The 25136-nt window shown below is 72.7% G+C and carries 22 protein-coding genes and 1 riboswitch; of the genes, 6 read left to right on the top strand and 16 right to left on the bottom strand.

Going from position 1 to position 25136, the window contains the following annotated elements; all coding sequences use genetic code 11:
• Positions 1-65: 65 nt before the first annotated feature.
• Complete coding sequence (locus tag RIN46_RS06260) at positions 66-1484, bottom strand: bifunctional o-acetylhomoserine/o-acetylserine sulfhydrylase (protein WP_309080334.1); 1419 nt, start codon at positions 1482-1484, stop codon at positions 66-68.
• Positions 1485-1599: 115 nt separating this feature from the next.
• A riboswitch (SAM riboswitch) is annotated at positions 1600-1717 on the bottom strand.
• Between the two features lie 162 nt (positions 1718-1879).
• Between RIN46_RS06260 and RIN46_RS06255 the strand changes: the two genes are divergently transcribed.
• Together RIN46_RS06255 and RIN46_RS06250 are read left to right on the top strand one after the other, a co-directional pair.
• Positions 1880-2527: a VOC family protein gene (locus RIN46_RS06255; protein WP_309080335.1), complete on the top strand. Its 648-nt coding sequence runs from the start codon at positions 1880-1882 to the stop codon at positions 2525-2527.
• A 328-nt stretch (positions 2528-2855) separates the two neighbouring features.
• Positions 2856-3200, top strand: coding sequence for a hypothetical protein (locus tag RIN46_RS06250; protein WP_309080336.1), 345 nt, complete (start codon positions 2856-2858; stop codon positions 3198-3200).
• A gap of 3 nt (positions 3201-3203) precedes the next feature.
• Here the strand turns inward: RIN46_RS06250 and RIN46_RS06245 are convergent, their stop codons facing one another.
• Positions 3204-4052, bottom strand: coding sequence for a CPBP family intramembrane glutamic endopeptidase (locus tag RIN46_RS06245; protein ID WP_309080337.1), 849 nt, complete (start codon positions 4050-4052; stop codon positions 3204-3206).
• Between the two features lie 12 nt (positions 4053-4064).
• On the opposite strand from RIN46_RS06245, the gene RIN46_RS06240 reads away from it, so the two are divergent.
• The gene (locus RIN46_RS06240) at positions 4065-4979 is read left to right on the top strand and encodes a phosphotransferase (protein WP_309080338.1); all 915 of its coding nucleotides are present in this window, start codon (positions 4065-4067) and stop codon (positions 4977-4979) included.
• Positions 4980-5107: 128 nt separating this feature from the next.
• On the opposite strand, the gene tpx is transcribed toward RIN46_RS06240, so the two are convergent.
• Positions 5108-5605: a thiol peroxidase gene (gene tpx, locus RIN46_RS06235; protein ID WP_309080339.1), complete on the bottom strand. Its 498-nt coding sequence runs from the start codon at positions 5603-5605 to the stop codon at positions 5108-5110.
• A gap of 55 nt (positions 5606-5660) precedes the next feature.
• Between tpx and RIN46_RS06230 the strand changes: the two genes are divergently transcribed.
• Both RIN46_RS06230 and RIN46_RS06225 read left to right on the top strand, forming a co-directional pair.
• Positions 5661-6317, top strand: coding sequence for a hypothetical protein (locus tag RIN46_RS06230; protein ID WP_309080340.1), 657 nt, complete (start codon positions 5661-5663; stop codon positions 6315-6317).
• A gap of 14 nt (positions 6318-6331) precedes the next feature.
• Entirely contained in the window at positions 6332-9604 is a 3273-nt protein-coding gene (locus RIN46_RS06225; RefSeq protein WP_309080341.1) for an efflux RND transporter permease subunit, read from the top strand.
• A gap of 67 nt (positions 9605-9671) precedes the next feature.
• On the opposite strand, the gene RIN46_RS06220 is transcribed toward RIN46_RS06225, so the two are convergent.
• The gene (locus tag RIN46_RS06220) at positions 9672-10889 is read right to left on the bottom strand and encodes a glycine C-acetyltransferase (RefSeq protein WP_309080342.1); all 1218 of its coding nucleotides are present in this window, start codon (positions 10887-10889) and stop codon (positions 9672-9674) included.
• Between the two features lie 65 nt (positions 10890-10954).
• Positions 10955-12001, bottom strand: a complete 1047-nt coding sequence (gene tdh / locus RIN46_RS06215) for an L-threonine 3-dehydrogenase (RefSeq protein ID WP_309080343.1) — start codon at positions 11999-12001, stop codon at positions 10955-10957.
• 100 nt (positions 12002-12101) lie between these two features.
• On the opposite strand from tdh, the gene RIN46_RS06210 reads away from it, so the two are divergent.
• The gene (locus RIN46_RS06210) at positions 12102-13040 is read left to right on the top strand and encodes a LysR family transcriptional regulator (RefSeq protein ID WP_309080344.1); all 939 of its coding nucleotides are present in this window, start codon (positions 12102-12104) and stop codon (positions 13038-13040) included.
• A gap of 108 nt (positions 13041-13148) precedes the next feature.
• Here RIN46_RS06210 and RIN46_RS06205 read toward each other — a convergent pair whose 3' ends face one another.
• The 11 genes from RIN46_RS06205 to ligA all read right to left on the bottom strand — a co-directional run bounded on the left by RIN46_RS06205 (position 13149) and on the right by ligA (position 25132).
• Complete coding sequence (locus RIN46_RS06205) at positions 13149-14147, bottom strand: aminoglycoside phosphotransferase family protein (protein WP_309080345.1); 999 nt, start codon at positions 14145-14147, stop codon at positions 13149-13151.
• A 5-nt stretch (positions 14148-14152) separates the two neighbouring features.
• The gene (locus RIN46_RS06200) at positions 14153-14845 is read right to left on the bottom strand and encodes a hypothetical protein (RefSeq protein ID WP_309080346.1); all 693 of its coding nucleotides are present in this window, start codon (positions 14843-14845) and stop codon (positions 14153-14155) included.
• Positions 14846-14961: 116 nt separating this feature from the next.
• Positions 14962-16476, bottom strand: coding sequence for an Asp-tRNA(Asn)/Glu-tRNA(Gln) amidotransferase subunit GatB (gene gatB / locus RIN46_RS06195; RefSeq protein ID WP_309080347.1), 1515 nt, complete (start codon positions 16474-16476; stop codon positions 14962-14964).
• Positions 16477-18024: an Asp-tRNA(Asn)/Glu-tRNA(Gln) amidotransferase subunit GatA gene (gene gatA, locus RIN46_RS06190; protein ID WP_309080348.1), complete on the bottom strand. Its 1548-nt coding sequence runs from the start codon at positions 18022-18024 to the stop codon at positions 16477-16479.
• 3 nt (positions 18025-18027) lie between these two features.
• Positions 18028-18324, bottom strand: coding sequence for an Asp-tRNA(Asn)/Glu-tRNA(Gln) amidotransferase subunit GatC (gatC, locus tag RIN46_RS06185; RefSeq protein WP_309080349.1), 297 nt, complete (start codon positions 18322-18324; stop codon positions 18028-18030).
• A 141-nt stretch (positions 18325-18465) separates the two neighbouring features.
• A complete protein-coding gene (locus RIN46_RS06180; protein WP_309080350.1) occupies positions 18466-18918 on the bottom strand; it encodes a glutaredoxin domain-containing protein in 453 nt (150 codons plus the stop codon).
• 22 nt (positions 18919-18940) lie between these two features.
• Positions 18941-20335, bottom strand: coding sequence for an FtsX-like permease family protein (locus tag RIN46_RS06175; RefSeq protein WP_309080351.1), 1395 nt, complete (start codon positions 20333-20335; stop codon positions 18941-18943).
• Positions 20332-21141: an ABC transporter ATP-binding protein gene (locus RIN46_RS06170; RefSeq protein ID WP_309080352.1), complete on the bottom strand. Its 810-nt coding sequence runs from the start codon at positions 21139-21141 to the stop codon at positions 20332-20334. Before RIN46_RS06170 ends, RIN46_RS06175 begins: the two co-directional genes overlap by 4 nt.
• 114 nt (positions 21142-21255) lie before the next feature.
• Positions 21256-21705, bottom strand: a complete 450-nt coding sequence (locus tag RIN46_RS06165) for a GNAT family N-acetyltransferase (RefSeq protein ID WP_309080520.1) — start codon at positions 21703-21705, stop codon at positions 21256-21258.
• Positions 21706-22031: 326 nt separating this feature from the next.
• Positions 22032-22832 carry an inositol monophosphatase family protein gene (locus RIN46_RS06160; RefSeq protein WP_309080353.1) on the bottom strand — a complete coding sequence of 267 codons (801 nt, stop codon included), beginning with the start codon at positions 22830-22832 and terminating at the stop codon, positions 22032-22034.
• A complete protein-coding gene (gene ligA / locus RIN46_RS06155) occupies positions 22832-25132 on the bottom strand; it encodes an NAD-dependent DNA ligase LigA (RefSeq protein WP_309080354.1) in 2301 nt (766 codons plus the stop codon). The genes RIN46_RS06160 and ligA overlap by 1 nt, the downstream gene beginning before the upstream one ends.
• Positions 25133-25136: the final 4 nt, after the last annotated feature.

Genomic DNA, 25136 nt, shown 5'->3' with positions numbered 1-25136 from the left:
CGGGGAGGCCCCGGGGGCGTCGGTCTGACGCCCCCGGAGCTCGTTGATCGTCTCGATGCCGCTGGTCACTTCACCGGGGCTTCGACGCCGGCCGGGGCCTCAGCCGTCCCGCCGGAGACCGCACCGGAGGACGCCCCCGCGACCTCGGCGGCGGCGCGGAAGCCCGCCTCGAGGTCCGCGAGGATGTCGTCCACGTGCTCGATGCCGACCGCCACCCGGACCAGGCCCGGCGTGACGCCGGCGGCCCGCTGCTCCTCCTCGGTGAGCTGCGCGTGCGTGGTGGACGCCGGGTGGATGACGAGCGAGCGGACGTCGCCGATGTTGGCCACATGCGAATGCAGGGTGAGCCCGTCGACGAAGGCCTGCCCCGCCTCGGCTCCACTGGCCAGCTCGAACGCGACGACGGCGCCCGTGCCGCGTGGCCCGTACTTGCGGCCGCGCTCGTACCAGGGGCTGGACGGCAGTCCCGCGTACGCGACCGAGAGGACGTCGTCGCGCCCTTCGAGCCACTCGGCGACGCGCTGCGCGTTGGCCACGTGGCGCTCCACGCGCAGGCTCAGCGTCTCGAGGCCCTGGGCGATCAGGAAGGCGTTCAGCGGCGCCACGGAGGACCCGAGGTCGCGCAGCAGCTGCACGCGCGCCTTGAGGATGTACGCGAGGTTGGCGCCGAGCGCGCCGCCGACGCCGAGGTCCCGGGCGAAGACGAGCCCGTTGTAGGACTCGTCCGGGGTGTTGAAGCCCGGGAACCGCTCCGGGTCGGCGGCGTAGTCGAACGTGCCGCCGTCGACGATCACGCCGGCGATCGCGGTGCCGTGCCCGCCGAGGTACTTCGTGGCCGAGTGCACCACGACGTCGGCGCCCCACTCGAGCGGGCGGATCAGGTACGGGGTGGCGAGCGTGTTGTCCACGATGAGGGGGACGCCGGCACCGTGGGCGATGGCCGAGACCCCCTCGATGTCCAGCACGTCCTGGCGCGGGTTGGAGACGACCTCGGCGAAGAACGCCTTGGTGTTCGGGCGGACCGCGGCCCGCCACGCGTCGAGATCGTCCGGATCGGTCACGAAGGTGACCTCGAGCCCGAACTTCTTCAGCGTGTGCTTGAACAGGTTCTGCGTTCCCCCGTAGAGGCTCGGGCTGGCGACGATGTGGTCCCCGGCCTCGGCGATGTTGAGGAGCGCGTACGTGGTCGCCGCCTGGCCGGAGGCCAGCAGCAGCGCGCCGACGCCGCCTTCCAGGTCGGCGATGCGCTGCTCGACGGCGTCCTGCGTCGGGTTGCCGATGCGCGTGTAGATCGGCTCGAGCTCGGCGAGCGCGAAGCGCGCGGCGGCGCTCTCGGCACTCGGGAAGACGAACGACGTCGTCTGGTAGATCGGCAGGGCCCGGGCGCCGGTCGCCGCGTCGGGGGTCTGGCCCGCGTGGATCTGACGGGTCTCGAAGGCCCACGCTCCGGGCTGTGCGGTCGGGTTGGTGTTCTGCTCTGACATGCTGTTCCCCTCTGGATTCCGGGGACCGCCAGCCCTCGTGCCGAGCCGTGCCGACGCCGGAGGGCGAGGGCCGTCGGACGGCAGCGGTCCGACGGGTACGGCAGGTGGGAAGGCGTTCCCGCGCTTGCCCCGCATCGTTTTCGAGCGGAGCCGGGTCTTCACCCGGGGCACCCCACCGCGAGTGTGAGGGTTGCCGGCCAGCAAACCGGGGTTTCGCGCTGGCACTCATGACCTTGGTTCCCAAGTTTCGACGAAGAGCCGCCGCCGTGCAAGCCCGCTCTCAACAGCCGGACACACACTCGGTCCCGCCCCCGGGAGCCGTCGAGCCGGGCCCGGACTGCAAGTAAGGGCAGCCTAATTTCGAGACGTCCATCACATAGTGCCATCATGAGGACATGATGAGGTTGGACCATGTTTCCTATGCTTGCGGCCCCGACGGCCTGACCGCCACGGCCGACCGGATCGCTGACGAACTCGGCATCGAATCCGTCAAGGGAGGAGTCCATCCTCGCTTCGGAACCCGGAACGTCATCTTCCCGCTGCGCAACAACCAGTACCTCGAGGTCGTCGAGGTCCTGGCCCACCCGGCGAGCGACAAGGCGCCTTTCGGCCAGGCCGTCCGCGCCCGCTCGGAGATGGGCGGGGGCTGGATGGGATGGGTCGTCGCAGTGGACGACCTGACCCCCTTCGAGGAACGCCTGGGCCGCAGCCGTGTGCCCGGCAATCGCAAGTTCCCCGACGGGCAGGAGCTGACCTGGCAGCAGATCGGCATCAAGGGCCTGCTCGCCGACCCGCAGGTGCCCTACATGATCCAGTGGGACCACGGCACCGAGAAGCTCCACCCGTCCCAGGCCGTGGAGAGCCCGGAGGGGCAGATCGCGCAGATCTGCATCGCCGGCTCACGCGACCGCGTCCGGGACTGGCTCGGCCGCCCGGAGAAGTCCCCGCTGGGCGAGGTGACGGTGGACTGGCAGGCGCCGAACGGCGCGCCCGGCATCCTCTCCGTCTCCTTCATGACGCCGCACGGTCTGGTCACGCTCTAGCCGGCCGCACCGGCACTGGCACGGAGGGACCGCGCGGACTAGATTCGGCGCAACGACATCACGGCAGGCGCATCATGGGGGGCGTAGGCACATGCGGAGAACAGGTTCGGACCGCGCTCGGCGCGACTCGGCGGCGGACGCGGGTCCGCGGCCGCCGGGCGCCGCCGGAGGCCCGCCCCGCGAAGGGCCCGGCGGGGCGCCACGTGGTCGACGCGCCCCGTGGGCGAGTCGGTCCGTCGGGGCCGTCGTGCTCGGCGCGCTCCTGCTCCCCGCTCTCCTGCTCGGAGCCAGTGCGTGCGCGTCGCCGCCTCCGCCCACCCTCGCCCTGTTGGACACCCCGGAGTCGAGTCGCGAGATCCCCGCGCAGATCATCGAGGCGGACTTCATGGAGGCCGAGTCCATCCGCTTCGCCGGGGCCGACGACGACCGCATCGAGTACTACCTCGGCCGCTCCGACCAGGCGGACGAGGTCTGCGTGGCGATCTTCTCGCCGCAGCGGACCTACGAGTTCTCCGGCGGCTGCGCTCCGCTGGAGCACGAGACGTTCGCGCTCGTCCGGGCCAGCACGACGCCGGAGCGCGTCGCCCATCTGGTCGCGGACGGCTACACGCCTCCGGCGGACGAGGGGCTGACCCGCGTCAGCGACAACGTCTGGGTCGAGATACTGGGCTGACGCTCAGACCCCGAAACCGGTCGCCGAGCCCAGCAGCGCGTACCCGACGAACCCGGCGATGTCGAGCAGCGCGTGCGCGACGACGAGCGGCATCACGCGTCCATAGCGCGCGTAGATCCAGCCGAAGACGACGCCCATGACGACGTTCCCGACGAAGGGGCCGACGCCCTGGTAGAGGTGGTAGCTGCCCCGTAGCAGCGCGCTGACCGCGATCACGCCCCAGATCCCCGCCGGACCCCCGCCCCAGCCCAGGCGGCGCAGGTGGTGGAAGAGGAATCCGACGACGATCACCTCCTCGAGGATCCCGTGCCGGATCGCCGAGAGCACCAAGACGGGGATCGTCCACCAGTGGTCGTCGAGCGCGGCCGGCACGATCGCCGTGGTGATCCCGAGGGCACGCCCCGCGGCGTAGACGCCGAGCGTGCCGACGCCGATGGCGACGAGGAGCCCGACGCCCAGGGCCGCGTCCCGTCCCGGCCGACGGAGGTCGAACCCCAGGATCCGCAGTCCCCTCCGCAGCGGCGCGGCCAGGAAGTACAGAGCCAGCGCCACGGGGACGAGGGAGAAGAAGATGTCCAGGAGCTGGTAGAGGAGGTCGAAGACCGGCCGCTCGTCCAGCGGGGTGTTCATGCTGGTGGTCTGCTCCCCCAGCGGTCCGCGCGTCACTTTGTCGGCCAGCTCGACCACCGAGTAGACCGCGGACCGGCCGAGCGAGAGGCCCAGCACCAGCGCGAGCTCCCAGCGCAGCCGCCCGCGCGCCGCCGCGTCGGGCGCGTCCGTCCTCGCACGCGAGGGGCGGGACTGTTCCGGACGCGAGGGCGTGGGCCGGGACGGCATGGACCGGGAGCTCATAGGATCGATGGTATGCGTGCACCGACCCCGGCCGAGATCCAGCTCGCCGAGGGGCTCCTCCCGGGCCCCGCCTGGCACGACGGCGTGGTCGAGGAGGGCGGGCAGTTCCACCTGGTCCTCGTGGCCGACGGGGAGGCCGTGCTGCGGATGGCCCGCAACGCGGCGGCCGCCGCCGAGCTGCCGCGACGCACCGCCCTGGCCGACGCCCTGGCGCCGCTGCTGCCCTACCGTGTCCCGAGGTCGCTGACGCCCGTGTGGCAGGCGGAGGATCGGCACGTCGCGGACCCCGGCGCCGCGGTCTCCGCGCGCCCCGGGGCGTCCCGTCCGGCGTCGACGCCCCCGGTGCCGGCCGCCGTCGTGCAGGAGTTCGTGCCCGGCCGTGCGCACGAGCCGCACCGCGGGGACCCGGCCGCCCTGCGGGACGTCGTCGAATGCCTCGCCGGCATCGACGTGGAGCCGCTGCGGCCCCTGCTCGCGCGCCCCTTCGCCTACCGCGGCCCCTGGACGGCCCGGAAGCGGGCGGCAGCCGTGGCGGCCCTCCCGGAGGCGGCGGCCCCGTCGGCGGAGGCGGTGCTCGCGCGCATCGAGGCGTTCGCCGACGTGCCGGGCGGCCTCGTGCACGGCGACCTCGCCGGGCACAACATGCACTGGGACGGGGACCGGCTGCTCGGGATCCTCGACTGGGACCTCGCCGCGGACTGGGATCCGGCGCTCAATGCGGCCTACCTGGGCATGTGGCACGGCAAGGAGCTGGTGCCGCTGATCGCCGCGGACCGGGACGAGGCGCGGCGGGCCGCCGTCTGGGACGGCGCGATGGCGCTGGAGGCCGTCTACAACGCGAGCCTGCGCTCGGACCGCCCGAACTGGGCCAGGCTCTACCGCAAGACGCTGCCGCGGATCGAGGCAGCGGCGCTCGCGGCCCGCTGAGCGCGGAGAGCCCGCCCGCCGGACGCAGAGGACCCCCGACGGAGGATCGCAGTCGATCCCCGCCGGGGGTCCTTCGTGATGCGGGTCGGAACCGCCCCGAGACCTGTCCGGGACGGCTGCGGTGCTTGTTAGGAGATGGCTGCGACGGCGGCGTCGTAGTCCGGCTCGTCGGTGATCTCGGGGACCTGCTGGGTGTAGGAAACCTTGCCGTCGGCGTCGATCAGGACGATGGCGCGCGAGTTGAGGCCGGCCAGCGGGCCGTCCGCGACCTCGGTGCCGAAGTCCTGGGCGAAGCTGGAGCGGAAGGAGGACGCGGCGACGACGTTCTCGATGCCCTCGTCGCCGCAGAAGCGGCCCAGGGCGAACGGCAGGTCGGCGGAGACGCACACGACGGCGGTGTTCTCCAGCTCGGCGGCACGCTGGTTGAACGTGCGCACGCTCGCGGCGCAGACGTCGGTGTCCAGGCTCGGGAAGATGTTGAGCAGGACGCGCTGGCCCGCGAAGTCGGCGGAGGAGACCTCGGAGAGGTCGGTGCCGACGAGGGTGAACTCCGGCGCCTGCGAGCCCACGGCGGGCAGCTCGCCCACGGTCGAGACGGGGGATCCCTGCAAAGTGATGTCAGTCATGACTCCTGTCTATCACGCCCCGGCGGCCGGGCCACTCTCCGCGTAGTCTTCTGACATGGCATCCCCTGAGCAGAGCACGCGCCGGATCATCCGTCTCGCCGACCTCCGGCCCACCCCCTGGAGCGGGGACGGCAGCGGCGCGGACGGCGACGCGGGCAGCGCCTGCGGCAAGACCCGCGAGATCGCCGCGGGCGACGGCTGGCGCCTGGCCCTCACGATGGTCGACCGAGCCGGCGCGCTCCCCGCCCCCGGCCCGGGCGAGCGCGTCGCGACGCTCGTCGACGGCGAGCTCGTCGCGCTCCGCGTGGGCACCCCGCAGGTCGAGCACGCGCTCGAGCGGTACCGGCCGTTCCCGTACGACGGCGGTACGCCCGCCGAGATCTCCCTCCCGACCGGTCCCGGCGTCCTCCTCCAGGCCGAGACCGGGGCACGGGACACCGGGGCGCGCCAGCCCGGCGAGCCGCTCGGTGTCCGGGTGACGATCATGGAGCTGTCCAAGACGCGCTCCCTGCCGCTCTTCGGGACCGAGGGCGGCGCCCAGTTCGGCGTGCTCCTCGAGGGCCGCGCCGTCGCTCACCCGGGCGACGGCTCCGGCCACCCCGTCGAGGGCGCCACCGCCGACGTGGAGGTGTTCGACGCCGTCCGCGGCTCGGAGGAGGCTCCCGTGCTCACCGGCCGCGGCTTCGTGGCCGTCGTCGACTTCACGCCGTAGCCGGAGGGCCGACCGTGCAGTTCCTCGCCCGACTGAGCTTGAAGAACCGGGCCGTCGTCGCGCTCCTGACGCTCGCCATCGCCGCCGCCGGCCTTTACTCCATGGCCTCCCTGAAGCAGGAGCTCATCCCGGACATCGAGTTCCCGCGAACCACGGTGGTGACGGCGCTGCCCGGGGCCAGCCCGGAGGTCGTCGACGAGCAGGTGGGGCTCCCCCTGAGCCGCGCGCTGGAGACGGTCGACGGCGTGGAGTCCGTCTCCAGCGAGTCGCAGCAGTCGGTCTCCGTCATCACCGTCGGCTCGGACTTCGACGCGGACCGGGGCGAGGTCGAGTCCGGGCTCCGTTCCGCACTCGACGGGGTCGCCGACGAGCTGCCCGAGGGCGCCGAGCCGGAGATCGTCGCCGGCTCCCTCTCCGACATCCCGGCCGTCATGCTCACGGTCTCCTCGACGGCACCGGCCGAGGAACTCGCCGGCACGCTGCGGGAGGACTTCGTCCCCGCGCTCCGGGGGATCGACGGCGTCCGCGACGTCACGCTGGCCGGCGGGACCACGCAGCGCGTCACGATCACCCCCGACGAGGAGGCCCTGTCAGCCGCCGGTCTGACGCCGCAGGCGTTCCAGTCGGCGCTCGAGGCCAACGGCGAGACGCTCCCCGCCGGCTCCGTGCCGGTGGACGGGCAGAACGTCACCGTCCAGGCCGGGCAGGCCCTCGAGACGATCGACGCCCTGCGGGAGCTTCCCCTGCTGCCCGGCTCCGACACCGGCGCAGGGGCGGGCGCAGGCTCGGGCGCGCGACCTGATCCGGGGGCAGGACCAGGCGGGGGCGCCGACGCGGAGGCCGGTCCCGGCCTGCCCGGCACGGAGGCGCCCGGCGCGCCGATCCCGCCGGCGGATCCCGTTCCGCTCGGCGACGTGGCCGCCGTGGAGCTCGCCGCCGAGCCGGCGGACTCGATCACCCGGACCAACGGCGAGCCGAGCGTCTCGGTGACCATCACCAAACTGCCCGACGCCGACGTCGTCCGCCTCTCCCACGCCGTCGCTGCGGCCCTGCCGGCGGCCACCGACGCGCTGAGCGTCGACGCCGAGGTGACCACCATCTTCGACCAGGCGCCGTTCATCGAGGAGTCCATCCGGCATCTCGCCCTCGAGGGTGCGCTGGGTCTGCTCTTCGCCGTCGTGGTGATCCTGCTGTTCCTCTTCTCGCTGCGGGCGACGATCGTCACAGCGGTCTCCATCCCGCTCTCCGTGCTCGTCACCTTCGCGGCGCTGCACGCCTCCGGCTACTCGCTGAACATGCTCACGCTCGGGGCACTGACCATCTCGATCGGCCGCGTGGTGGACGACTCGATCGTGGTCATCGAGAACATCAAGCGACACCTCTCCTACGGCGAGCCGAAGTCGGTGGCGATCTTCACCGCCGTGCGCGAGGTCGCCGGGGCCATCACGTCGTCGACGGTGGCGACCGTGGTGGTGTTCCTGCCGATCGTCTTCGTCTCCGACATGGTGGGCGAGCTCTTCCGGCCCTTCTCGCTCACGGTCACCATCGCGATGCTCTCCTCGCTGCTGGTGGCGCTGACGATCGTGCCGGTCCTGGCCTACTGGTTCATGCGGCCGCCGGCCGACGACGTGGATCCGGACGCCGTGCGCCGGGCCGCCGAGGGGAAGGAGGCGTCCGCGCGCCTGCAGCGCGCGTACCTGCCGCTGCTGCGCCGGACGCAGCGCCGGCCCCTCGCGACACTGCTCGCCGCCGTGGTGCTGCTCGCCGGGACCGCGGCGGTGGTCCCGCTGCTGAAGGTCGACTTCCTCGGCAGCGCCGGCTCCAACACGTACCGGGTCACCCAGGAGTTCGACGCCGCGGCGTCCCTGGAGAGCATCTCGGAGACCGCCGAGTCCACCGAGGAGGCGCTCCTCGGCATCGACGGCGTCGAGTCCGTCCTGCTGACCGTTGGCGGCGACGGCTTCGCCCGCGACACCTCGACCGGCACGTTCATGGTCACCGCGGACGCCGGCGCCGACCAGGCGCGGATCCGGGACGAGATCGAGACGGCCGTCGCCGCGCTCGAGGCCGGCGAGGACATCGGACTGGGCGAGGCCTCCGCCGTTGGGTCCGGCACGGTGGAGGTCGAGCTCAGCGCGAACGACGCCGAGGCACTGGCCGCCGCCTCCGCCCGGGTGGTGGAGGCGCTGGCGGGGATCGAGCACGCGGACGAGCCGGTGTCCGACCTGGGCTCCACGCAGGCCTCGCTCCAGGTCCGTGTGGACCGTCCGGCTGCCGCGGAGGCAGGCCTGACGGAGCTTCAGGTCGCCTCCCTGGTCGCCGCGGCCGGGAACGAGCGTCCGATCGGGCAGGTGCGCCTCGCCGGCGAGAACCTCGACGTCGTCGTCCTCGGCGGGAACTCCTACGAGGCCGAGGAGGAGCTGCGCACGCTGCCGCTCCCCTCGCCGACGGGGTCGCTGGTGCTCGACGACGTCGCCGACGTCGTCGAGACCGAGGTGCGGGACTCCGTCACGCGCTCCGGCGAGGACCTGGTGGCGACCGTGGCGCTGACCCCGGAGGAGGGCCGACTCGGCGAGGTCTCCGACGCCGTCGCCGGACGGCTGGCCGGGATCGATCTGCCGGACGGCGCGACGTACGGAATCGGCGGCGCGACGGCGGACCAGACCGAGGCGTTCGAGCAGCTCGGCCTGGCGATGCTCGCGGCGGTCGCGATCGTCTACGTCCTGCTGGTGGCGACCTTCAGGTCGCTCGTGCAGCCGCTCATCCTACTGGTCTCGGTGCCGTTCGCGGCGACCGGAGCCCTGCTGCTCCTGCTCGTCACCGGCCGTCCGCTGGCCGTGGCATCGCTGATCGGCATGCTCATGCTCATCGGGATCGTGGTCACCAACGCGATCGTCCTGATCGACCTGGTGAACCAGTACCGGGCGCAGGGCCAGGACCTGCACGACGCGGTGGAGAACGGCGCGCGCCAGCGGCTGCGGCCCATCCTCATGACCGCGCTGGCGACCATCTGCGCGCTGACGCCCATGGCCCTCGGGGTCACCGGGTCCAGCGGGTTCATCTCCCAGGACCTGGCGATCGTCGTGATCGGCGGGCTGGTGTCCTCCACCGCTCTGACGCTGATCCTGGTGCCGGTGCTCTATCGGCTGTTCGAGGGGCGGCAGGAGCGCCGCCGCGGCCAGCGCCCGCGCGAGCCGGAGACGGCGCTGATCGATCTGGTCGCCGCGGGCGAACCGCTTCCGAGCCGCAGGGCCCTGCGCGCCAGGCGCGACGCGCCGTACGCTTGATCCATGCCGTCCCCCGAGATCTGGGCGCGCAGACGAATCGCCGGCGGCGCGTGGGCTGCGTGTGAGCCTAGCCGCCCAGCACGGCTCGACGCGAGGCGACGAACGCCTCGACCGCGACGTCGATGTCCTCGTGCGAGTGCGCGGCCGAGAGCTGCACGCGGATGCGCGCGGTGTCCTTCGGCACCACCGGGAAGCTGAACGCGGTCACGTAGACGCCGCGCTCGAGCATCTCGGCGGCGATCCGGCCGGCTACCACGGCGTCGCCGAACATGACGGGCACGATCGCGTGCTCGCCGTCGAGCAGGTCGAACCCGGCCTCGGCCATGCGGCGACGGAAGTAGGCGGCGTTGTCGAAGAGCCGCTCGCGCAGCTCGCCGGACTGCTCCACCAACTCGAGCGCCTTCAGCGTCGCGGCGACGATGGACGGGGCCAGCGAGTTGGAGAACAGATACGGGCGCGCCTTCTGGCGCAGCATCGCGACGATCTCGCCACGGCCGGAGACGTAGCCGCCGGACGCGCCGCCGAGGGCCTTGCCGAAGGTCCCCGTGTAGAGGTCCACCCGGTCGGAGACGCCGGCGCGCTCGGGCGTCCCGGCGCCGGTCTCCCCCATGAAGCCGACGGCGTGGGAGTCGTCCACCATCACCAGCGCCCCGTACTGCTCGGCGAGGTCGCAGATGCCCTCCAGCGGCGCCAGGTAGCCGTCCATGGAGAAGACCCCGTCGGTGACCACGATCGTCCGGCGCGGACCGGCGCCGTCGTTCATCTCAGCAGCGGCCTGCAGCTGGGTCTCCAGATCCGCGAGATCCTGGTTGCGGTAGCGGAACCGGGCGGCCTTGGAGAGTCGGATGCCGTCGATGATCGAGGCGTGGTTCAGGGCGTCGGAGACGATGGCGTCCTGGGGGCCGAACAGGGACTCGAAGACGCCGCCGTTGGCGTCGAAGCAGCTCGAGAACAGGATGGTGTCCTCCGTGCCGAGGAACCCGGAGACGCGGCGTTCGAGCTCGAAGTGCAGGTCCTGCGCGCCGCAGATGAAGCGCACCGAGGCCATGCCGAAGCCGCGCTCGTCCAGCGCCGCCTTGGCGGCCGCGATGATCTCCGGGTGGTCGGCCAGGCCCAGGTAGTTGTTGGCGCAGAAGTTCACGACGTCGGCCGCCGGGCCACCGAGCGGGCCCGCCTTGATGCGCGCGGACTGGGGCGAGTCGATGTGCCGCTCGTGCTTGTAGAGGCCGGAGGACTCCAGCTCGGCGAGCTCGGCGGCCAGTTGGTCCTTGAGGGTGGTGTACATGGTGCGGGTCTTCCTTCTGGGTGCCGGTGGTGCGGTGCGGGGAGGCGGTTGAGCGGCCGGGGCCGCTAGATGGAGCTCCAGTCGAGGACGACCTTGCCGCCGCGCCCCGCCCGGGCGAGCTCGAACCCGCGCTCCCATTCGGCGGCGGGCAGGACGTCGGTGACGACCTCGGCGATATTCCGGCGCAGGCCGGGGTTCGAGTCGAGCATGGCGCTCATCGCGTACCAGGTCTCGTACATCTCGCGGCCGTAGATCCCCTTGAGCGTGAGCATGTGGGTGACGACCTTGCCCCAGTCGATGTCGATCGCGGCGCTGGGCAGGCCGAGGAGCGCGATCTTGCCACCGTGGTTCATGTTGTCGATCATCTCCGGCAGTGCCGAGGGGCTGCCCGAGGTCTCCAGCCCGACGTCGAACCCCTCGACGAGGCCGAGCTCCTGCTGGGCGTCGGCGATGCGGGTCCGCGAGACGTCGATCGCCAGGTCGGCGCCGAGCCCGCGGGCCAGTTCGAGCCGCGGCTCGGAGACGTCCGTGATGACCACGCGGCGGGCGCCGGCGTGCTTGGCGACGCCGATGGTCATGAGGCCGATCGGCCCGGCGCCGGTGACCAGCACGTCCTCGCCGACCAAGGGGAAGGACAGCGTGGTGTGGACGGCGTTGCCGAAGGGGTCGAACACCGCACCGAGCTCCGGGGTGATCGCGTCCGACTTGTGGACCCAGACGTTGGTCTCCGGGATCACCACGTACTCGGCGAAGGCGCCGTCGCGCTGGACGCCCACCGAGGAGGTGTTGATGCACATCTGGCGGCGGCCGGCACGGCAGTTGCGGCACATCCCGCAGACCACGTGCCCCTCGCCGGAGACGCGGTCGCCGACCTCCACGTGCGTCGTCAGGTCGCCGACCTCCACGACCTCCCCGTAGAACTCGTGGCCGGGGATCATGGGCGCCTGGATCATCGCCGCGGCCGCGTCGTCGTAGGCCTGGATGTGCAGATCCGTGCCGCAGATGCCGGTGGTCAGGACGCGGATCTTCACATCGTGGGCACCGGTGACGGGCTCGGGCCGGTCGACGAAGTCGAAGCCGGCGTGCGGGCCGGACTTGTAGAGAGCCTTCATGGGGACTATTCAAGGCCGAACAACGCATAAGAACAAGGCGGAGTCTCTCAAGCGACGATTGAGCTGGCGCTTAATCATTCCTCGGCTCTACGCTCGTGCCATGGACGTCCACCAGCTGAAGATCCTGCGCGAGCTCGGCGAGCTCGGCAGCGTGAAAGCCGTCGCCGACAACCTGCTGGTCACGCCGAGCGCCGTGTCCCAGCATCTGGCGCAGCTCCAGCGCGGCGTCGGGGTCCCGCTGACCCGCAAGGAGGGCCGGAACCTGGTCCTCACGGAGGCGGGCGAGGTGCTCGCCGAGGCCGGGGCCGGCGTCGTAGCGGCCATGGCCCGGGCGCACGCCGCGATCGACGCCTTCCACCGGGCCGCGGACGGCCAGGTGTCGGTGAGCGGCTTCCACTCGGCCGGGCAGGCGCTGTTCGCTCCCCTGGCGCGCCGGCTGGGCGCCGACGACGGCGGCGGGCCGATCGCCAAGTTCACGGACGAGGACGTGGCGCAGCAGGAGTTCCCGGCCCTGACCGCGCGGTACGACCTGGTGCTGGCGCACCGCATGGAGCACAGTCCGCCGTGGCCGACGGGCCGGGTCGCTGTGCTGGAGCTGGCCCGGGAGCCGCTGGACGTCGCGCTGCCGGCCGGACATCGGCTAGCACCGCTGGCGGAGCTCGAGGCGTCCGACGTCGCCCGGGAGCCGTGGGTGACGAGCCGCCCCGGCTACTCGCCCGACGACGTGCTCGGCGCGATCGCGACGGTCGCCCGGACGCCGCCGCGGATCGTGCACCGCATCAACGACTACTCGACCGTCGCCGCCCTGGTGGCGGACGGCGGCGTGCTCGGGCTCCTCCCCCGTTACACCGGGCGGGCAGCCCTGGGGCTGCGCGACGACATCGTGCTGCGCCCCCTGCGCGGGCTGCGGACCCGGCGGTGCATCGACCTGCTGGCCCGTCCGGAGGCGTTCGAGCGGCGCAGCGTGCGGATCGTCGCGGACGCCTTCCGCGAGGCCATGGCCGAGCTCATCGACGCAACCGAGGAGGTCACCGGATAGCGCCGGACAGGGCCGGCACCTCGAAGGCGCGGACGGTCCGGCTCCGTGGCCATGCTGCGCTCCCCGTCGGCTCGCCGGTTCCTCGCCTGCGGAGGCCCAGTTCCGGCCTCAGCCGGCTGTCCCGAGGAGGCCGGCGAGCGTGTGCAGTCCGACGGCGTGCAGCGGCTCGGCCGGAGGGTGCAGGGCGGCGATGAGTCCGTACGCGACGGCCCACCCGCGGGCGCGGCGCCAGACGTCGGCGTCGTACGTCGCCCCGCCGGCCCGGGCGGCCGCGCGGAACCGCTCCAGGCCTGCCGGGGTGAAGTGCATCCACGCTGCGCCGAGATCGCTGGCGGGGTCGCCGGCCGTCAGGTCCCCGAAGTCGACGACGGCGGCCAACCGCACGGTCGGCGCTGCCGCCGGGCGGGCGGCCGGGGGCTCGCCGGGGGAAGCGACCGTCGGCGCTGCGGTCTCGACGACGAGGTTGTGCGGGTGCGGGTCCCCGTGGAGCCAGAGCGGCGGGCCGGTGAACGCGGGCGCCGAGGCCGCCTCGTCGAGGATGTCCCGCAGGGTCCCGACGGCCGCCGGTGGGAGGATCGCCCCACCGGCTGAGCCGCTCCCGTGGCTGCCGTCCCCGCCGGCCTCGGCGAGCCGTGCCCCGACGGCCACCCTGCGGGCCTCGAGCGGGACGCCGCGGTACGGGTTCGACGGCGCGTCTGCCGGGGCGGGGCGGTGGAGGGCGGCGAGGAAGGCCCCGAGGTCGGGCGCGTACGCGTCGCGCTCCTCCGGCGGCAACAGTGCCGCGCTGGTCCCGGACCTCCACGGCACGATGCTCCACCGGTAGGGGTAGCCCCGCCCGGGCCGGCCCGACCGGAGCGGCACGGGCACCGGCAGCGGCAGTCCCGCGGCGAGTCCGGGAAGCCACTCGGTCTCCGCGGCCAGCAGCGCCTCGGCGCTCCGCCGGCGGGGCAGGCGGACCGCCAGGGCGTCGCCGAGCCGGAAGAGCACGTTGTCCCAACCCTCGGCAGCCCGGGTCAGCGGCAGTCCGGCCAGATCCGGGTGCTGGTCGGCCAGGAGGCCGGCGACCAGCGATGCGTCGACCTCGACGTCGTGCTCCGGGATCCCCACGGGGCCTAGCGGACCGGTTCGCCGGACTGGCCGAGGATCTCGATGCGGACCACGAGCGGCCGCCCGGTCGCCTCGGCCGGCACCTCCACCACGTGCTCCGTCGGGACATAGTCCATGGTGCAGGGACGGTCGTACCGCGAGTCGAAGCGCACGAGCAGCTGGTCCGGCTCGAGCACCACCGTCTCCACCAGACGGGCGGGGCAGCTGGAACTGCCGTGGGTGATCACGCGGATCCGGTCCTCCTCGACCCAATCGGCCGGGGCCGGCTCCCCCGGGGTGGCCGGGACCAGGGGGCTCGGCAGCGCGGGCTCGGTCGCGTCACCGGACAGCGACGAGGACACGGGCGGTCCGGCTGCCCCGGGGCCTCCGGTGGGTGCGCCGCCGGTCGGGGACGGCTCGCCGGGGTCGACCGGCGTCACGTCGAGCGAGGAGTCCGCGGATCCGGTCGTCGCGGGGGCCATGCCGGACGGTCCCGGCCGCAGGGCCCACATCAGGGCGACGACGAGGACGATCGCGATGGCGACGACACCGACCACGAGCCCCAGCGGCTGCCACCCGGCGGCGCCATCGGCCTCCCGCGACCCCGTCGGGTCCGGCGTCTCGGAGCCGGAGGCTCCACCGTCGCGCGCACCCTCCGCGGGCACGCCGGGGTCGCCAGCGTGCCTTTCCCCCTGCGGACCGGGAGGCGTGGAGTTCATGTCCATCAGTATGCGCTACTTGTCCGTTCTCGTCTGCTGGCCGTCCGCCCCGTCTCACAGCGGTGGCCGGACCCGCCGCCTGGGCGAGCCCGGCCACCACCGGAGTCGGACGCGGGTCAGCCCTCGATGCCCAGTTTCTCGAGCACCAGCTCGCGCACGCGGGCCGCGTCGGCCTGGCCGCGGGTGGCCTTCATGACCGGCCCGATGAGGGCGCCGACGGCCTGCAGCTTGCCGCCCTTGATCTTCTCGACCACACCAGGCATCTCGGCCATGGCGGCGTCGATGGCCTCGCCGAGCGCCGAGTCGTCGTTGACGACGGCGAGGCCGCGCTTCTCGACGATCTCGCCCGGGGTGCCCTCGCCGGCGATGACGTGCTCGAGGACCTGGCGGGCGATCTTGTCGTTGATCTTTTTGCCCTGGATCAGCGAGTCCAACTCGATGATGGTGGCCGGGGTCGCGCCGAGATCGGTCGGCTCGACGTCGGCGTTCTTGGCCAGACGCGAGATCTCGCCCATCCACCACTTGCGGGCCACAGCCGGGGTTGCCCCGGCGGCGATGGTCTCCTCGATGGCGTCCATGAGGCCCGCGTTCACGACGTCGCGGAACTCGGCGTCGGAGTAGCCCCAGTCCGCCTGCAGACGCTTGCGGCGCTCGGCCGGCGGCTCGGGCAGGCGGGCACGGATCTCCTCGATCCACGCCTCGTTGGTGACGATCGGCAGCAGGTCCGGCTCGGGGAAGTAGCGGTAGTCGTCGGCGTCGGACTTCGGACGGCCCGACGTCGTCGTGCGCGTGTCCTCGTGCCAGTGGCGGGTCTCCTGGACGATCGCCTCGCCGGAGTCCAGCACCGCGGCGTGGCGCTGGATCTCGTGGCGGACCGCGTGCTCGACGGCGCGCAGCGAGTTCACGTTCTTGGTCTCGGAGCGGGTGCCGAACTTCGTGGCGCCCTTCGGCATGAGGGAGACATTGGCGTCGCAGCGGACGTTGCCGCGCTCCATGCGCGCGTCGGAGATGCCGAGCGCCTTGACGATCTCACGGATCGCCCCGACGTACGCCTTGGCGAGCTCGGGGGCCCGCTTGCCGGCGCCGGTGATCGGCTTGGTGACGATCTCGACCAGCGGCACGCCGGCACGGTTGTAGTCGACGAGCGAGAAGTCGGCGCCCTGGATGCGGCCGGCGGCGCCGCCCATGTGGGTCAGCTTGCCGGCGTCCTCCTCCATGTGGGCGCGCTCGATCTCCACGCGGAAGACCTCCCCGTCCGCCAGCTCGATGTCGAGGTAGCCGTCGTGGGCGATCGGCTCGTCGTACTGCGAGGTCTGGAAGTTCTTCGGGGTGTCCGGGTAGAAGTAGTTCTTCCGGGCGAAGCGGCAGGACTCGGCGATCTGGCAGTTCAGCGCCAGGCCGAGCATGATCGAGTACTCCACCGCGGTCTTGTTGACGACGGGCAGCACGCCCGGCAGGCCGAGGTCCACCGGGGTGACATTGGAGTTCGGGACGTCGCCGAACGCGTTCGGGGCGTCGGAGAACATCTTGGTCCGGGTGTTCAGCTCGACGTGGACCTCGAAGCCGAGGACCGGGTCGTAGCGCTCCAGGGCCTCGTCGAAGTCGACGAGGTCGGCGGTGTATGCGGCCATCTAGGCGGCACCTCCCGTGGTTGCGGCGGCCAGTTCTGGCGCCTGGTCGATCAGCGGTCCGCCCCAGGAGTCCTCGAGGAGCTTCTCGAGCGCGGCCCCGACCCGGTACAGGCGGGCGTCCTCGCGGGCCGGGGCCAGGAACTGGATCCCCACCGGCAGGCCCTCGGACAGGCCGCCGGGGACGGAGATGCCCGGGATGCCGGCCATGTTGGCCGGGATCGTCGCGACGTCGTTGAGGTACATCGCCAGCGGGTCGTCCGACTTGGCGCCGAACTCGAAGGCGACGTTCGGGCTCGTCGGGGAGACCAGCACGTCGGCCTGCTCGAACGCGGCGTCGAAGTCGCGCTGGATCAGGGTGCGGACCTTCTGCGCCGACCCGTAGTAGGCGTCGTAGTAGCCGGCCGAGAGGGCGTAGGTGCCCAGGATGATGCGTCGCTTGACTTCGTCGCCGAACCCGGCGGCGCGGGTGGCGCCCATGACGCGCTCGATGGTCAGCGGGCCCTCCTCCGGGAGGACGCGCTGGCCGTAGCGGACGCCGTCGAACTTGGCGAGGTTGGAGGAGACCTCGCTCGGCATGATCAGGTAGTAGGCGCCGAGCGCGTACTTGAAGTTCGGGCAGGAGACCTCGACGATCTCCGCGCCGGCGGCCTTGAGGACCTCGACCGACTCGTTGAAGCGCTCCTGGACGCCGGCCTGGTAGCCCTCGCCCGTGAGCTCCTTGACGATGCCGACGCGCACGCCGGACAGGTCGCCGGTGAGCCCCTGCTTGGCCGCATCCACCAGGGCCGGGACGGGCTCGTTGAGGGACGTCGAGTCCTTGGGGTCGTGGCCGCCGATCAGCTCGTGGAGGTAGGCGGCGTCGAGGACGGTGCGCGTCACCGGGCCGATCTGGTCCAGCGAGGAGGCCATGGCGATCGCGCCGTAGCGGGAGACGCCGCCGTAGGTCGGCTTCACGCCGACCGTGCCGGTGACGGCTCCGGGCTGGCGGATGGAGCCGCCGGTGTCCGTGCCGAGGGCCAGCGGCGCCTCGAAGCCGGCCACCGCAGCGGCCGAGCCGCCCCCGGAGCCGCCCGGGATACGCCCCAGGTCCCACGGGTTGCGCGTGATGCCGTAGGCCGAGTGCTCGGTGGAGGAGCCCATGGCGAACTCGTCCAGGTTGGTCTTGCCGAGCATCGGCATCCTGGCGGCGCGGATCTTCTCGATCACGGTCGCGTCGTAGGGACTCATCCAGCCCTCGAGCATCTTCGAGGCGGCGGTGGTGGGCTGGCCGACGGTGACGATCAGGTCCTTGATCGCGATCGGGACACCGGCCAGCGGGTGCAGGGCCTCGGCCTCAGTGCCGCCCGCGGCGCGGATCTCGTCCACCTCGGCGGCGACGGCGAGCGCCTCGTCGGCGTTGACGTGCAGGAACGCGTTCAGGCCGCGGTCCCCGCCGTCGATCTCGGCGATGCGGTCCAGGTGCGCCTGCACGGCCTCGACGGCCGTGACCTCTCCGGCGCGGAGCTTCTTGGCCAGCTCGGTGGCCGACAGCTTGATGATCTCGCTCATGTCCTACTCCCCATCCAGAATGGCCGGAACCTTGAAGCGGTTGTCCTCGGCGTCGGGCGCGTTCTGCAGCGCCTGCTCGGGGGTCAGCGTCGCTCCCACGACGTCTTCGCGCATGACGTTGTGTAGCGGGATCGGGTGGCTCGTGGCCGGGACGTCGTCCCCGGCGGCCTCGCTGACGGAGGCAATGGCGTCGACGATCGCGTCGAGCTCGCCGGTCATCCTCTCCAGCTCCGCACCGCTCATTTCGATGTGCGCAAGCCGTGCCAGATGGGCGACGTCCTCGCGGCTGATGGCAGACATGTATCTCCCAGGTGTTGGGTTGGTTTCCGGTTCGCCCCTCATTCTATTGGAGAGGACTACGACGCCGTGACGGCGGTCCGTGCCCGCGTCGCCGGAGGCGCGGGAGCCCCGGCGGTGCCCCGCGCGGCTTCCCTGGACAGGTCAGTGGCGCCTGCGGCGGTCGACCTCGGCGACGGCCGCAGCGCGGTCGGTCGCGACGAACGCGCCGTCGGGGCCGACGAGCGTCGGCACCGTCTCGTTGCCGCCGTTGACGGCGCGGACGGCCGCGGCGCCGTCGTCGTCCTCCCAGATATTGACCCAGTACGCGTCGCCGAGCCGCGAGCGCAGCGCCCACATGAGCTTGAGGCAGTAGACGCATCCGGGGCGCCAGTAGACGGCCACGCCGCCGGCCGCGACCCGCTGCTCCGCGCCGGATGCCGGTCCGCTGCGCACGGTCAGTGCGATCCCGGCGAACACGGTGAAGGCGAGCAGCGCCAGGACGATGACCGCGTCGAGGGGCTCCAGACCGTCGATCAGACCGGCGATCAGGACGGCTGCGGCGAGCAGCAGCGTGAAGCCCGGCAGCAGGGCGGGATGAGCGGTGAGCCGTCGCATGCTCCCACCCTAGCGGCGCCGCTCAGAGCACGCGCTCGGGGCGGGCCAGGATGCCGGGCACGAGCCGGGACGCCAGGAGCAGCGCCCCGCGGACCAGGAGGAACCCGGCGGCGAAGACCGCGGCGACCGTCACGATCGCGAGCGGCTGGACGAAGAGCGCGATTCCGAGCAGCGGGGCCAGCAGGAGCACGGCGCAGAGCGCGGACCCGCCGGAGACGACCCACAGTGCCGACATGACGGCGGTACGGGCGGCGTCGGTCATCGTCCGGCGCGGCATGCCGAGCCGGTCCATCGAGACCAGCACCTCGGCCCGGTCCAGGGTCGCGGCCGCCTGGTTCAGGCCGATGGAGCACGCCACCATGACGAACGAGCCGGCGAGTGTGACCAGGACGCCCGTGGCGATGTCCTGCAGCAGGTACTGCTCGGCCGAGTCCAGGTCGTCGGAGGCGGCCAGGCGGGAGAACGCCAGGCCGCCGGCGGCGAAGACCCCGACGAAGCTCGTCACGGCCAGACCGCCCACCTGCCGCCAGGCAGCCTTCGGGTCGTCCAGAATGGTCCGGGCGGCGATGAGCCGCGTGACATCCCGGGCCCTGCGGTGCTTGATGCCCGCGGCGACGCGCAGCACCCACGGGCCGATCAGGTCCAGGGCCAGGAGCCCGGCGCCGAACGCGGCGCCGAGGACCGCGATCATGACGAGGACCCCGCCCAGCTCCGCGAAGGCCGGGAGGATCTGGAGGACGACGACGGCCCCCGCCGCCAGCCCGACGGCCGCCGCGATCCGGGCCCAGTGGGTCCTCGCCGGGCGCTGCCTGGTGCGCACGCCCAGTGGCGTGACGGCCACGGCGCGCAGGCCGGCGAGGGCGCTCACGGCGCCGAGGAGGACGACGGCGGCCGCGATGAGCGGGATCCACCACCACGGCATCCACATCTGGGCGCCCAGCGCCGCGCCGCGGAAGTGGAGCAGGCCGACGACCGGCGCGAGCGCCAGGTACAGCACCGAGCCGGCGAGCGCGCCGACGACGGCCATCGCCGCGGCCTCGAGCACGGTGAGCACTGTGAGGGTGCCGCTGGTGGCACCGAGCAGCCGGAGCGAGGCGAGCCGGTCGTCGCGGCGACGGGCCGCCGTCCTCGCCGCCGAGGCCCCGACCGAGCCGAGCGGGACGAGGAGGAGCGCCAGGGCGATCTTCGCGAGCATCCGGTAGGTCAGCCCGAGCTCGTCGTCCCACGAGAAGAACACCCGGGCCCCGGCGACGACGAGCAGCGCCAGCGTGGTGACGACGGCGAAGGAGACAACGGGTAGGGCGGCGGCCGCGCCGTCGCGCCCCGCGGCACTCCCCGCCGTGTCCGCGGGACCACGCCGCAGTGGCGACTGGCGGAAGAGCGGGGCGAGGCGCAGGGCCGTGCCGACGGCGCTCATGCCCGCTCCCCCGCCGTCTGGGCGCCTGCCGCGGCATCGGCCGTGCGGTCGGCGCCGCGGCCGACCTCGTCGGAGACGATCCGGCCGTCGCTGAGCGTGACGAGGCGCGCGCAGCGTTCCGCGACGGCGCGGTCGTGGGTGACGACCACGAGGCTGCGGCCGCCCGAGCGCGCGTCGGAGGGCTCGACCGAGTCCAGCAGGAGGTCGAGGACCTCGGCCGACGTCGTCGAGTCCAGCGCCCCGGTGGGCTCGTCGGCGAAGATCAGGCGCGCGCCGGTGACCTGGGCGCGGGCGATGGCGACGCGCTGCGCCTGCCCGCCCGAGAGCTCGCCGAGGCGGCGCTGCTCGAGGCCGGCGAGGCCCAGCCGGGCGAGCCACTGGGCGGCGGCGAGCTCGGCCTCGGGGCGCGGTGTCCCGCCGAGCATGAGGGCGACGGCGACGTTCTCCAGGGCGCTGAGCTCGTGGAGCAGCAGGCCCTGCTGGAAGACGAAGCCGAGATCGCGCCGGCGGACGGAGGCCCGCTGGTTCTCGTTGAGCTCCTCCATCCGGATCGGCCCGGCCGGGGTGTTCAGCACGATGGAACCTGCGCTCGGGGCGATGATGCCGGCGAGCGCGTGCAGGAGCGTGGACTTGCCGGAGCCGGAGGCGCCCATGATGGCGACGGACTCGCCCACGTCGATCCGGAGGTCGACGCCGCGCAGGGCGGGGGTGCTGGAGTCGGGGTAGGTGTGGCTGAGGCCCTGGGCGGTGAGGAGTGCGGGTGCGGTGGGGCGTGCGGGTGCGGTGGGGCGTGCGGGTGCGGTCATGGTTCCACGATCCCGCGGGGCGGGGTCCGCGTGCGTCGCCCGGGCGGCTGAATCCTGCGCGCGGGGACTCCACCCGCGGGATGAGTCCGCCGCGTGTTCGGTCGGCCGCCGGGGTCAGCCGACGTCGTACGTATAGACCACCAGGGGTGCACCGTTGCTCGGCACGAACCAGTCGCGCTCCGGGACGTGGGCGAAGCCCAGCGACTCGTACAGGCCGCGAGGCGCCGTCCATCCGGCGCCCGTGGTCAGGGCCACGCGGGCCAGGCCCAGCTCCCGGGCGCGTTCGACGGCGGCGCGGACCAGCAGCCGGCCGGCGCCGGTGCGCTGCACCGCGGGGTCCACCGCGAGCATGCGCATCTCCAGCTCGTCCTCGCGGCAGATGTCGGCGTAGCGGGTGCCGGCGCGGATCAGGGTCACGCTGGCGACGATCCGGCCGGCACGCTCGGCGACCAGCAGCTCGGCGTGGCGGGCCCGGTCGGCGGTGTCGGCGATGAAGTCGAAGTAGGTCGAGTCCGGCTCGAAGTAGCCGGTAGCCCGGTAGGAGTCCACGGTGATGCGGGAGATCTCGGCGTGGTCGGCCTCCGTCGCGGTCCGGACCGCGGTGGTGCGGACGCCGTCGGACTCGCCGGAGCCGGCGGCGCCCCGGTCGGTGCTGGTGTGATGGGGGACGTTGATGGTGACTCCGGTGCTGATCGTGCTGCTCGTTTCAGTGCTCGTGGTGGCTTCGGCGCAAGGCGGCGCCTGCGTGGTGGTGCCCGGCGTCGACCGGGCGTGCGGGAGCCGGCGTCGGGACGACGGCGCAGAGTTCGACGGCGCAGAGTCGACGGCGGTGGGGTGCAGCGGCGGTGGGGTGCGACGGCGACCGGCAGGGCGAGCGCCCCGCCGCGAGGTCAGCCGACGTGCTGGCTGCGGACCCGCTCGAAGTTGATGCGGCCCGCGGCGACCCAGTCAGGATACCCCTCGGGACGCAGCACGGGCACACCGGCCTCCTCGGCGATCAGCAGGGCGGCGGACCAGTCGTGCACGTGGGTGCCGAACTCCGCGTAGGCGTCCAGGGTGCCGTCGGCGACGAGGCACACGTCCAGGGCGGCCGCGCCGAGGCGCCGCATGTTCGCGAAGCCCGGCATCAGGGCGCCGAGCGCAGCGACCTGCGGGACGTGCCGCTTCAGCGTGTACCCGAATCCGGTGGCCAGCAGCGGCCCGTCCGTCTCGGCGTCGGGCCCCATGAGGCGCTCCGGGGCCGCTTCCCCGCCCTCGACGGCGGCGGTGTGCACGCGCCAGGCGCCGGCGCCGCGGGCGGCGTAGTACTCGACCCCGAGCGCCGGGGCGTTGACGGCTCCGGCCTGCCAGACGCCGTCGGCGTCGCGCACAGCCACGGACGTGGCGTAGTAGACGATCCCGCGGACGAAATTGGTGGTGCCGTCGAGCGGGTCGATGGACCACTCGGTGCCGGTGGGCTCGTCCGGGGTCGTCGTCCCGTACTCCTCGCCGGTGATCGTGTCCTGCGGCCGGGCCGCCACGATCACGTCGCGCACGGCCTCCTCGGCTCGGCGGTCGAAGTCGGTCACCCAGTCCCCGCCGCCGCTCTTGGTGTCGGTCCGCGGCCGGCTGCGGCCGCGCTCGGCGAGGACCGCCGCACCGGCGGCGGCGGCACGGCGGGCGGTGTCGAGGAGTTCGTTGGAGGTAGGCACTAGGAGTCGCTTCCTTCGGCGGCCGGGGCCGCGGCGTCGTCGTTCTGGAGGTGTTCGTCGCGGACCCCGTCGGGGCCGGACTCGAGGAGGGCGCGGAACCCGTCCTCCGTCAGGACGGGCACTCCGAGGGAGAGCGCCTTGTCCAGCTTGGTTCCGGCCGCCTCGCCGGCGACCACATAGTCGGTCTTCTTCGAGACGGACCCGGAGGCCTTGCCGCCGCGGGCGATGATGGCCTCCTTGGCCTCGTCGCGGCTGAAGTTCGGCAGCGAGCCCGTGACGACGACGGTCAGCCCCTCGATGGTCTTGGGCGTGGACGCGTCCTGCTCGTCCTCCATCCGCACGCCCGCCGCCCGCCAGCGGCGGACGATCTCCCGGTGCCAGTCGACGTTGAACCAGTCGACCAGCGCGTTGGCGATGATTGAGCCGACGCCGTCGACCTCGGCGAGGTCCTCGCGCGCGGTCTCGGCGGCCACGGCCTGCTCGATCGCCTCCATGGAGCCGTAGCGCGTGGCGAGCGCGCGCGACGCGTGCGGGCCGACGTGCCGGATGGACAGGGCCACGAGCACCCGCCACAGCGGCTGGGCCTTCGCCTTCTCCAGCTCGTCGAACAGCTTCCGCGTGTTGGCGCTCGGCGCGGACGGCTTCTTGGGGGTGCCCTTGGTATAGAAGTACGGGACCAGTTCCCACTGGCCCGTGCCCTCGCCCTTGGTGCGCTTCTCCCGCCACACGCGCACGTCGGCCAGCGACTCGCGGAGGGAGCCGTCCGGGTTGCCGGCGGCGAGGTCGAAGATCTGGGCCTCGTTGGTGATCACGCCGGGACCGGAGGGGCGGACGACGCCGTCGTTCTCGGCCGGGTCGGGACCGGGGCCGGTGGTCAGCGCCATGGCGGCCTCGTCGCCCAGTGCCTCGACGTCGAAGGCACCGCGGCCGCCGAGGTGGGCGATGCGCTCGGTCAGCTGCGCCGGGCAGGTCTCGGCGTTGGGGCAGCGGATGTCGACGTCGCCCTCCTTCGCCGGCTTGAGCTCGGTGCCGCAGGACGGGCAGTGGCTGGGCATGACGAACTCGTGCAGCTCGTCCTCGCGTCCCTCACGCAGGGGCAGGACGGGGCCGACGATCTCCGGGATGACGTCGCCGGCCTTGCGCAGGATGACCGTGTCGCCGATGAGCACGTTCTTCGCCTTGACGACGTCGGGGTTGTGCAGCGTGGCCATCTCCACCGTGGAGCCGGCGACCTTGACCGGCTCCATCACACCGTAGGGGGTGACGCGCCCGGTCCGCCCGACGTTGACGCGGATGTCCAACAGCCGGGTGTGGACCTCCTCCGGGGGGTACTTGTACGCGGCGGCCCAGCGCGGGACGCGGGATGTGTAGCCGAGGGCGCGCTGGATCGCGAAGGAGTCGGTCTTGACGACGATGCCGTCGATCTCGTGGATCAGATCGTGCCGCTTCCGCCCGTACTCCTCGATATAGGCGAGGACGTCGGCCTCGCGGTCGACCACCTGCGAGTACGGGGAGACGGGCAGGCCCCACTCCTCCAGGAGGCGGTACGTGTCCGACTGGCTGACGGCGTCGAGACCCTCGCGCACGCCGATGCCGTGGACGTACATCCGCAGCGGCCGCTTGGCCGTCTCCTCCGGGTCCTTCTGGCGCAGGGAGCCGGCGGCGGCGTTGCGCGGGTTCGCCAGCGGTGCCTTGCCCTGCTCGATCAGCGCCTCGTTGAACGCGGCGAACTCCTCCGAGCTGATGAAGACCTCGCCGCGGACCTCGACCTCGGCGGGCCAGCCGCTGCCGGAGAGCTGCTGCGGGATGGTGCCGATGGTCAGGACGTTGTGCGTGACGTCCTCGCCGGTGGTGCCGTCTCCGCGGGTCGCCGCCCGGACGAGCCTGCCGTCCCGGTAGAGGAGGTTCACGGCCAGGCCGTCGATCTTGACCTCGCACAGCCACCGGAGCGCCTGCCCGTGGGCGCGCTCGGCGGCGTTGGCCGAGGTCCGGGTGAGCCAGGACTCCAGCTCGCCGGTGGAGAAGAGGTCCTCGAGGGAGTACATGCGGCTGAGGTGCTCCACCGGGGCGAACGCGGAGGAGACGTCGCCGCCGACCTCCTGCGTGGGCGAATCGTTGGAGACCAGCTCGGGATGGAGCTGCTCGATCTCCTGCAGTCGGTGGAACAGACGGTCGAACTCCGCGTCGGAGACCAGCGGCTGGTCCTCGTTGTAGTACGCGAAACGGTACTTCCGGACGTCCTCGACGAGCTGTTCGTATTCCTCACGCACTGAATCGTTCACGTCTCTATCCTGCCTCATCGGT

Source organism: Zhihengliuella sp. (genome assembly GCF_031178195.1).
In the GTDB taxonomy this organism is placed as follows: domain Bacteria; phylum Actinomycetota; class Actinomycetes; order Actinomycetales; family Micrococcaceae; genus Zhihengliuella.
The sequence above is the reverse complement of the archived record's forward strand: the minus strand, read 5'-3'. Positions and strand labels throughout refer to the sequence as shown.

Excerpts from the sequence above, each read along its gene's own strand:
- RIN46_RS06180 (WP_309080350.1), bottom strand. The coding sequence starts at position 18,918 with ATGCGACGGCTCACCGCTCATCCCGCCCTGCTGCCGGGCTTCACGCTG.
- RIN46_RS06240 (WP_309080338.1), top strand. The coding sequence starts at position 4,065 with ATGCGTGCACCGACCCCGGCCGAGATCCAGCTCGCCGAGGGGCTCCTC.
- gatA (WP_309080348.1), bottom strand. The coding sequence starts at position 18,024 with ATGAGCGAGATCATCAAGCTGTCGGCCACCGAGCTGGCCAAGAAGCTC.
- RIN46_RS06245 (WP_309080337.1), bottom strand. The coding sequence starts at position 4,052 with ATGAGCTCCCGGTCCATGCCGTCCCGGCCCACGCCCTCGCGTCCGGAA.
- gatC (WP_309080349.1), bottom strand. The coding sequence starts at position 18,324 with ATGTCTGCCATCAGCCGCGAGGACGTCGCCCATCTGGCACGGCTTGCG.
- tdh (WP_309080343.1), bottom strand. The coding sequence starts at position 12,001 with ATGAAGGCTCTCTACAAGTCCGGCCCGCACGCCGGCTTCGACTTCGTC.
- tpx (WP_309080339.1), bottom strand. The coding sequence starts at position 5,605 with ATGACTGACATCACTTTGCAGGGATCCCCCGTCTCGACCGTGGGCGAG.
- RIN46_RS06260 (WP_309080334.1), bottom strand. The coding sequence starts at position 1,484 with ATGTCAGAGCAGAACACCAACCCGACCGCACAGCCCGGAGCGTGGGCC.
- gatB (WP_309080347.1), bottom strand. The coding sequence starts at position 16,476 with ATGGCCGCATACACCGCCGACCTCGTCGACTTCGACGAGGCCCTGGAG.
- RIN46_RS06170 (WP_309080352.1), bottom strand. The coding sequence starts at position 21,141 with ATGACCGCACCCGCACGCCCCACCGCACCCGCACGCCCCACCGCACCC.
- RIN46_RS06175 (WP_309080351.1), bottom strand. The coding sequence starts at position 20,335 with ATGAGCGCCGTCGGCACGGCCCTGCGCCTCGCCCCGCTCTTCCGCCAG.
- RIN46_RS06200 (WP_309080346.1), bottom strand. The coding sequence starts at position 14,845 with ATGAACTCCACGCCTCCCGGTCCGCAGGGGGAAAGGCACGCTGGCGAC.
- RIN46_RS06210 (WP_309080344.1), top strand. The coding sequence starts at position 12,102 with ATGGACGTCCACCAGCTGAAGATCCTGCGCGAGCTCGGCGAGCTCGGC.
- RIN46_RS06230 (WP_309080340.1), top strand. The coding sequence starts at position 5,661 with ATGGCATCCCCTGAGCAGAGCACGCGCCGGATCATCCGTCTCGCCGAC.
- ligA (WP_309080354.1), bottom strand. The coding sequence starts at position 25,132 with ATGAGGCAGGATAGAGACGTGAACGATTCAGTGCGTGAGGAATACGAA.
- RIN46_RS06220 (WP_309080342.1), bottom strand. The coding sequence starts at position 10,889 with ATGTACACCACCCTCAAGGACCAACTGGCCGCCGAGCTCGCCGAGCTG.
- RIN46_RS06255 (WP_309080335.1), top strand. The coding sequence starts at position 1,880 with ATGATGAGGTTGGACCATGTTTCCTATGCTTGCGGCCCCGACGGCCTG.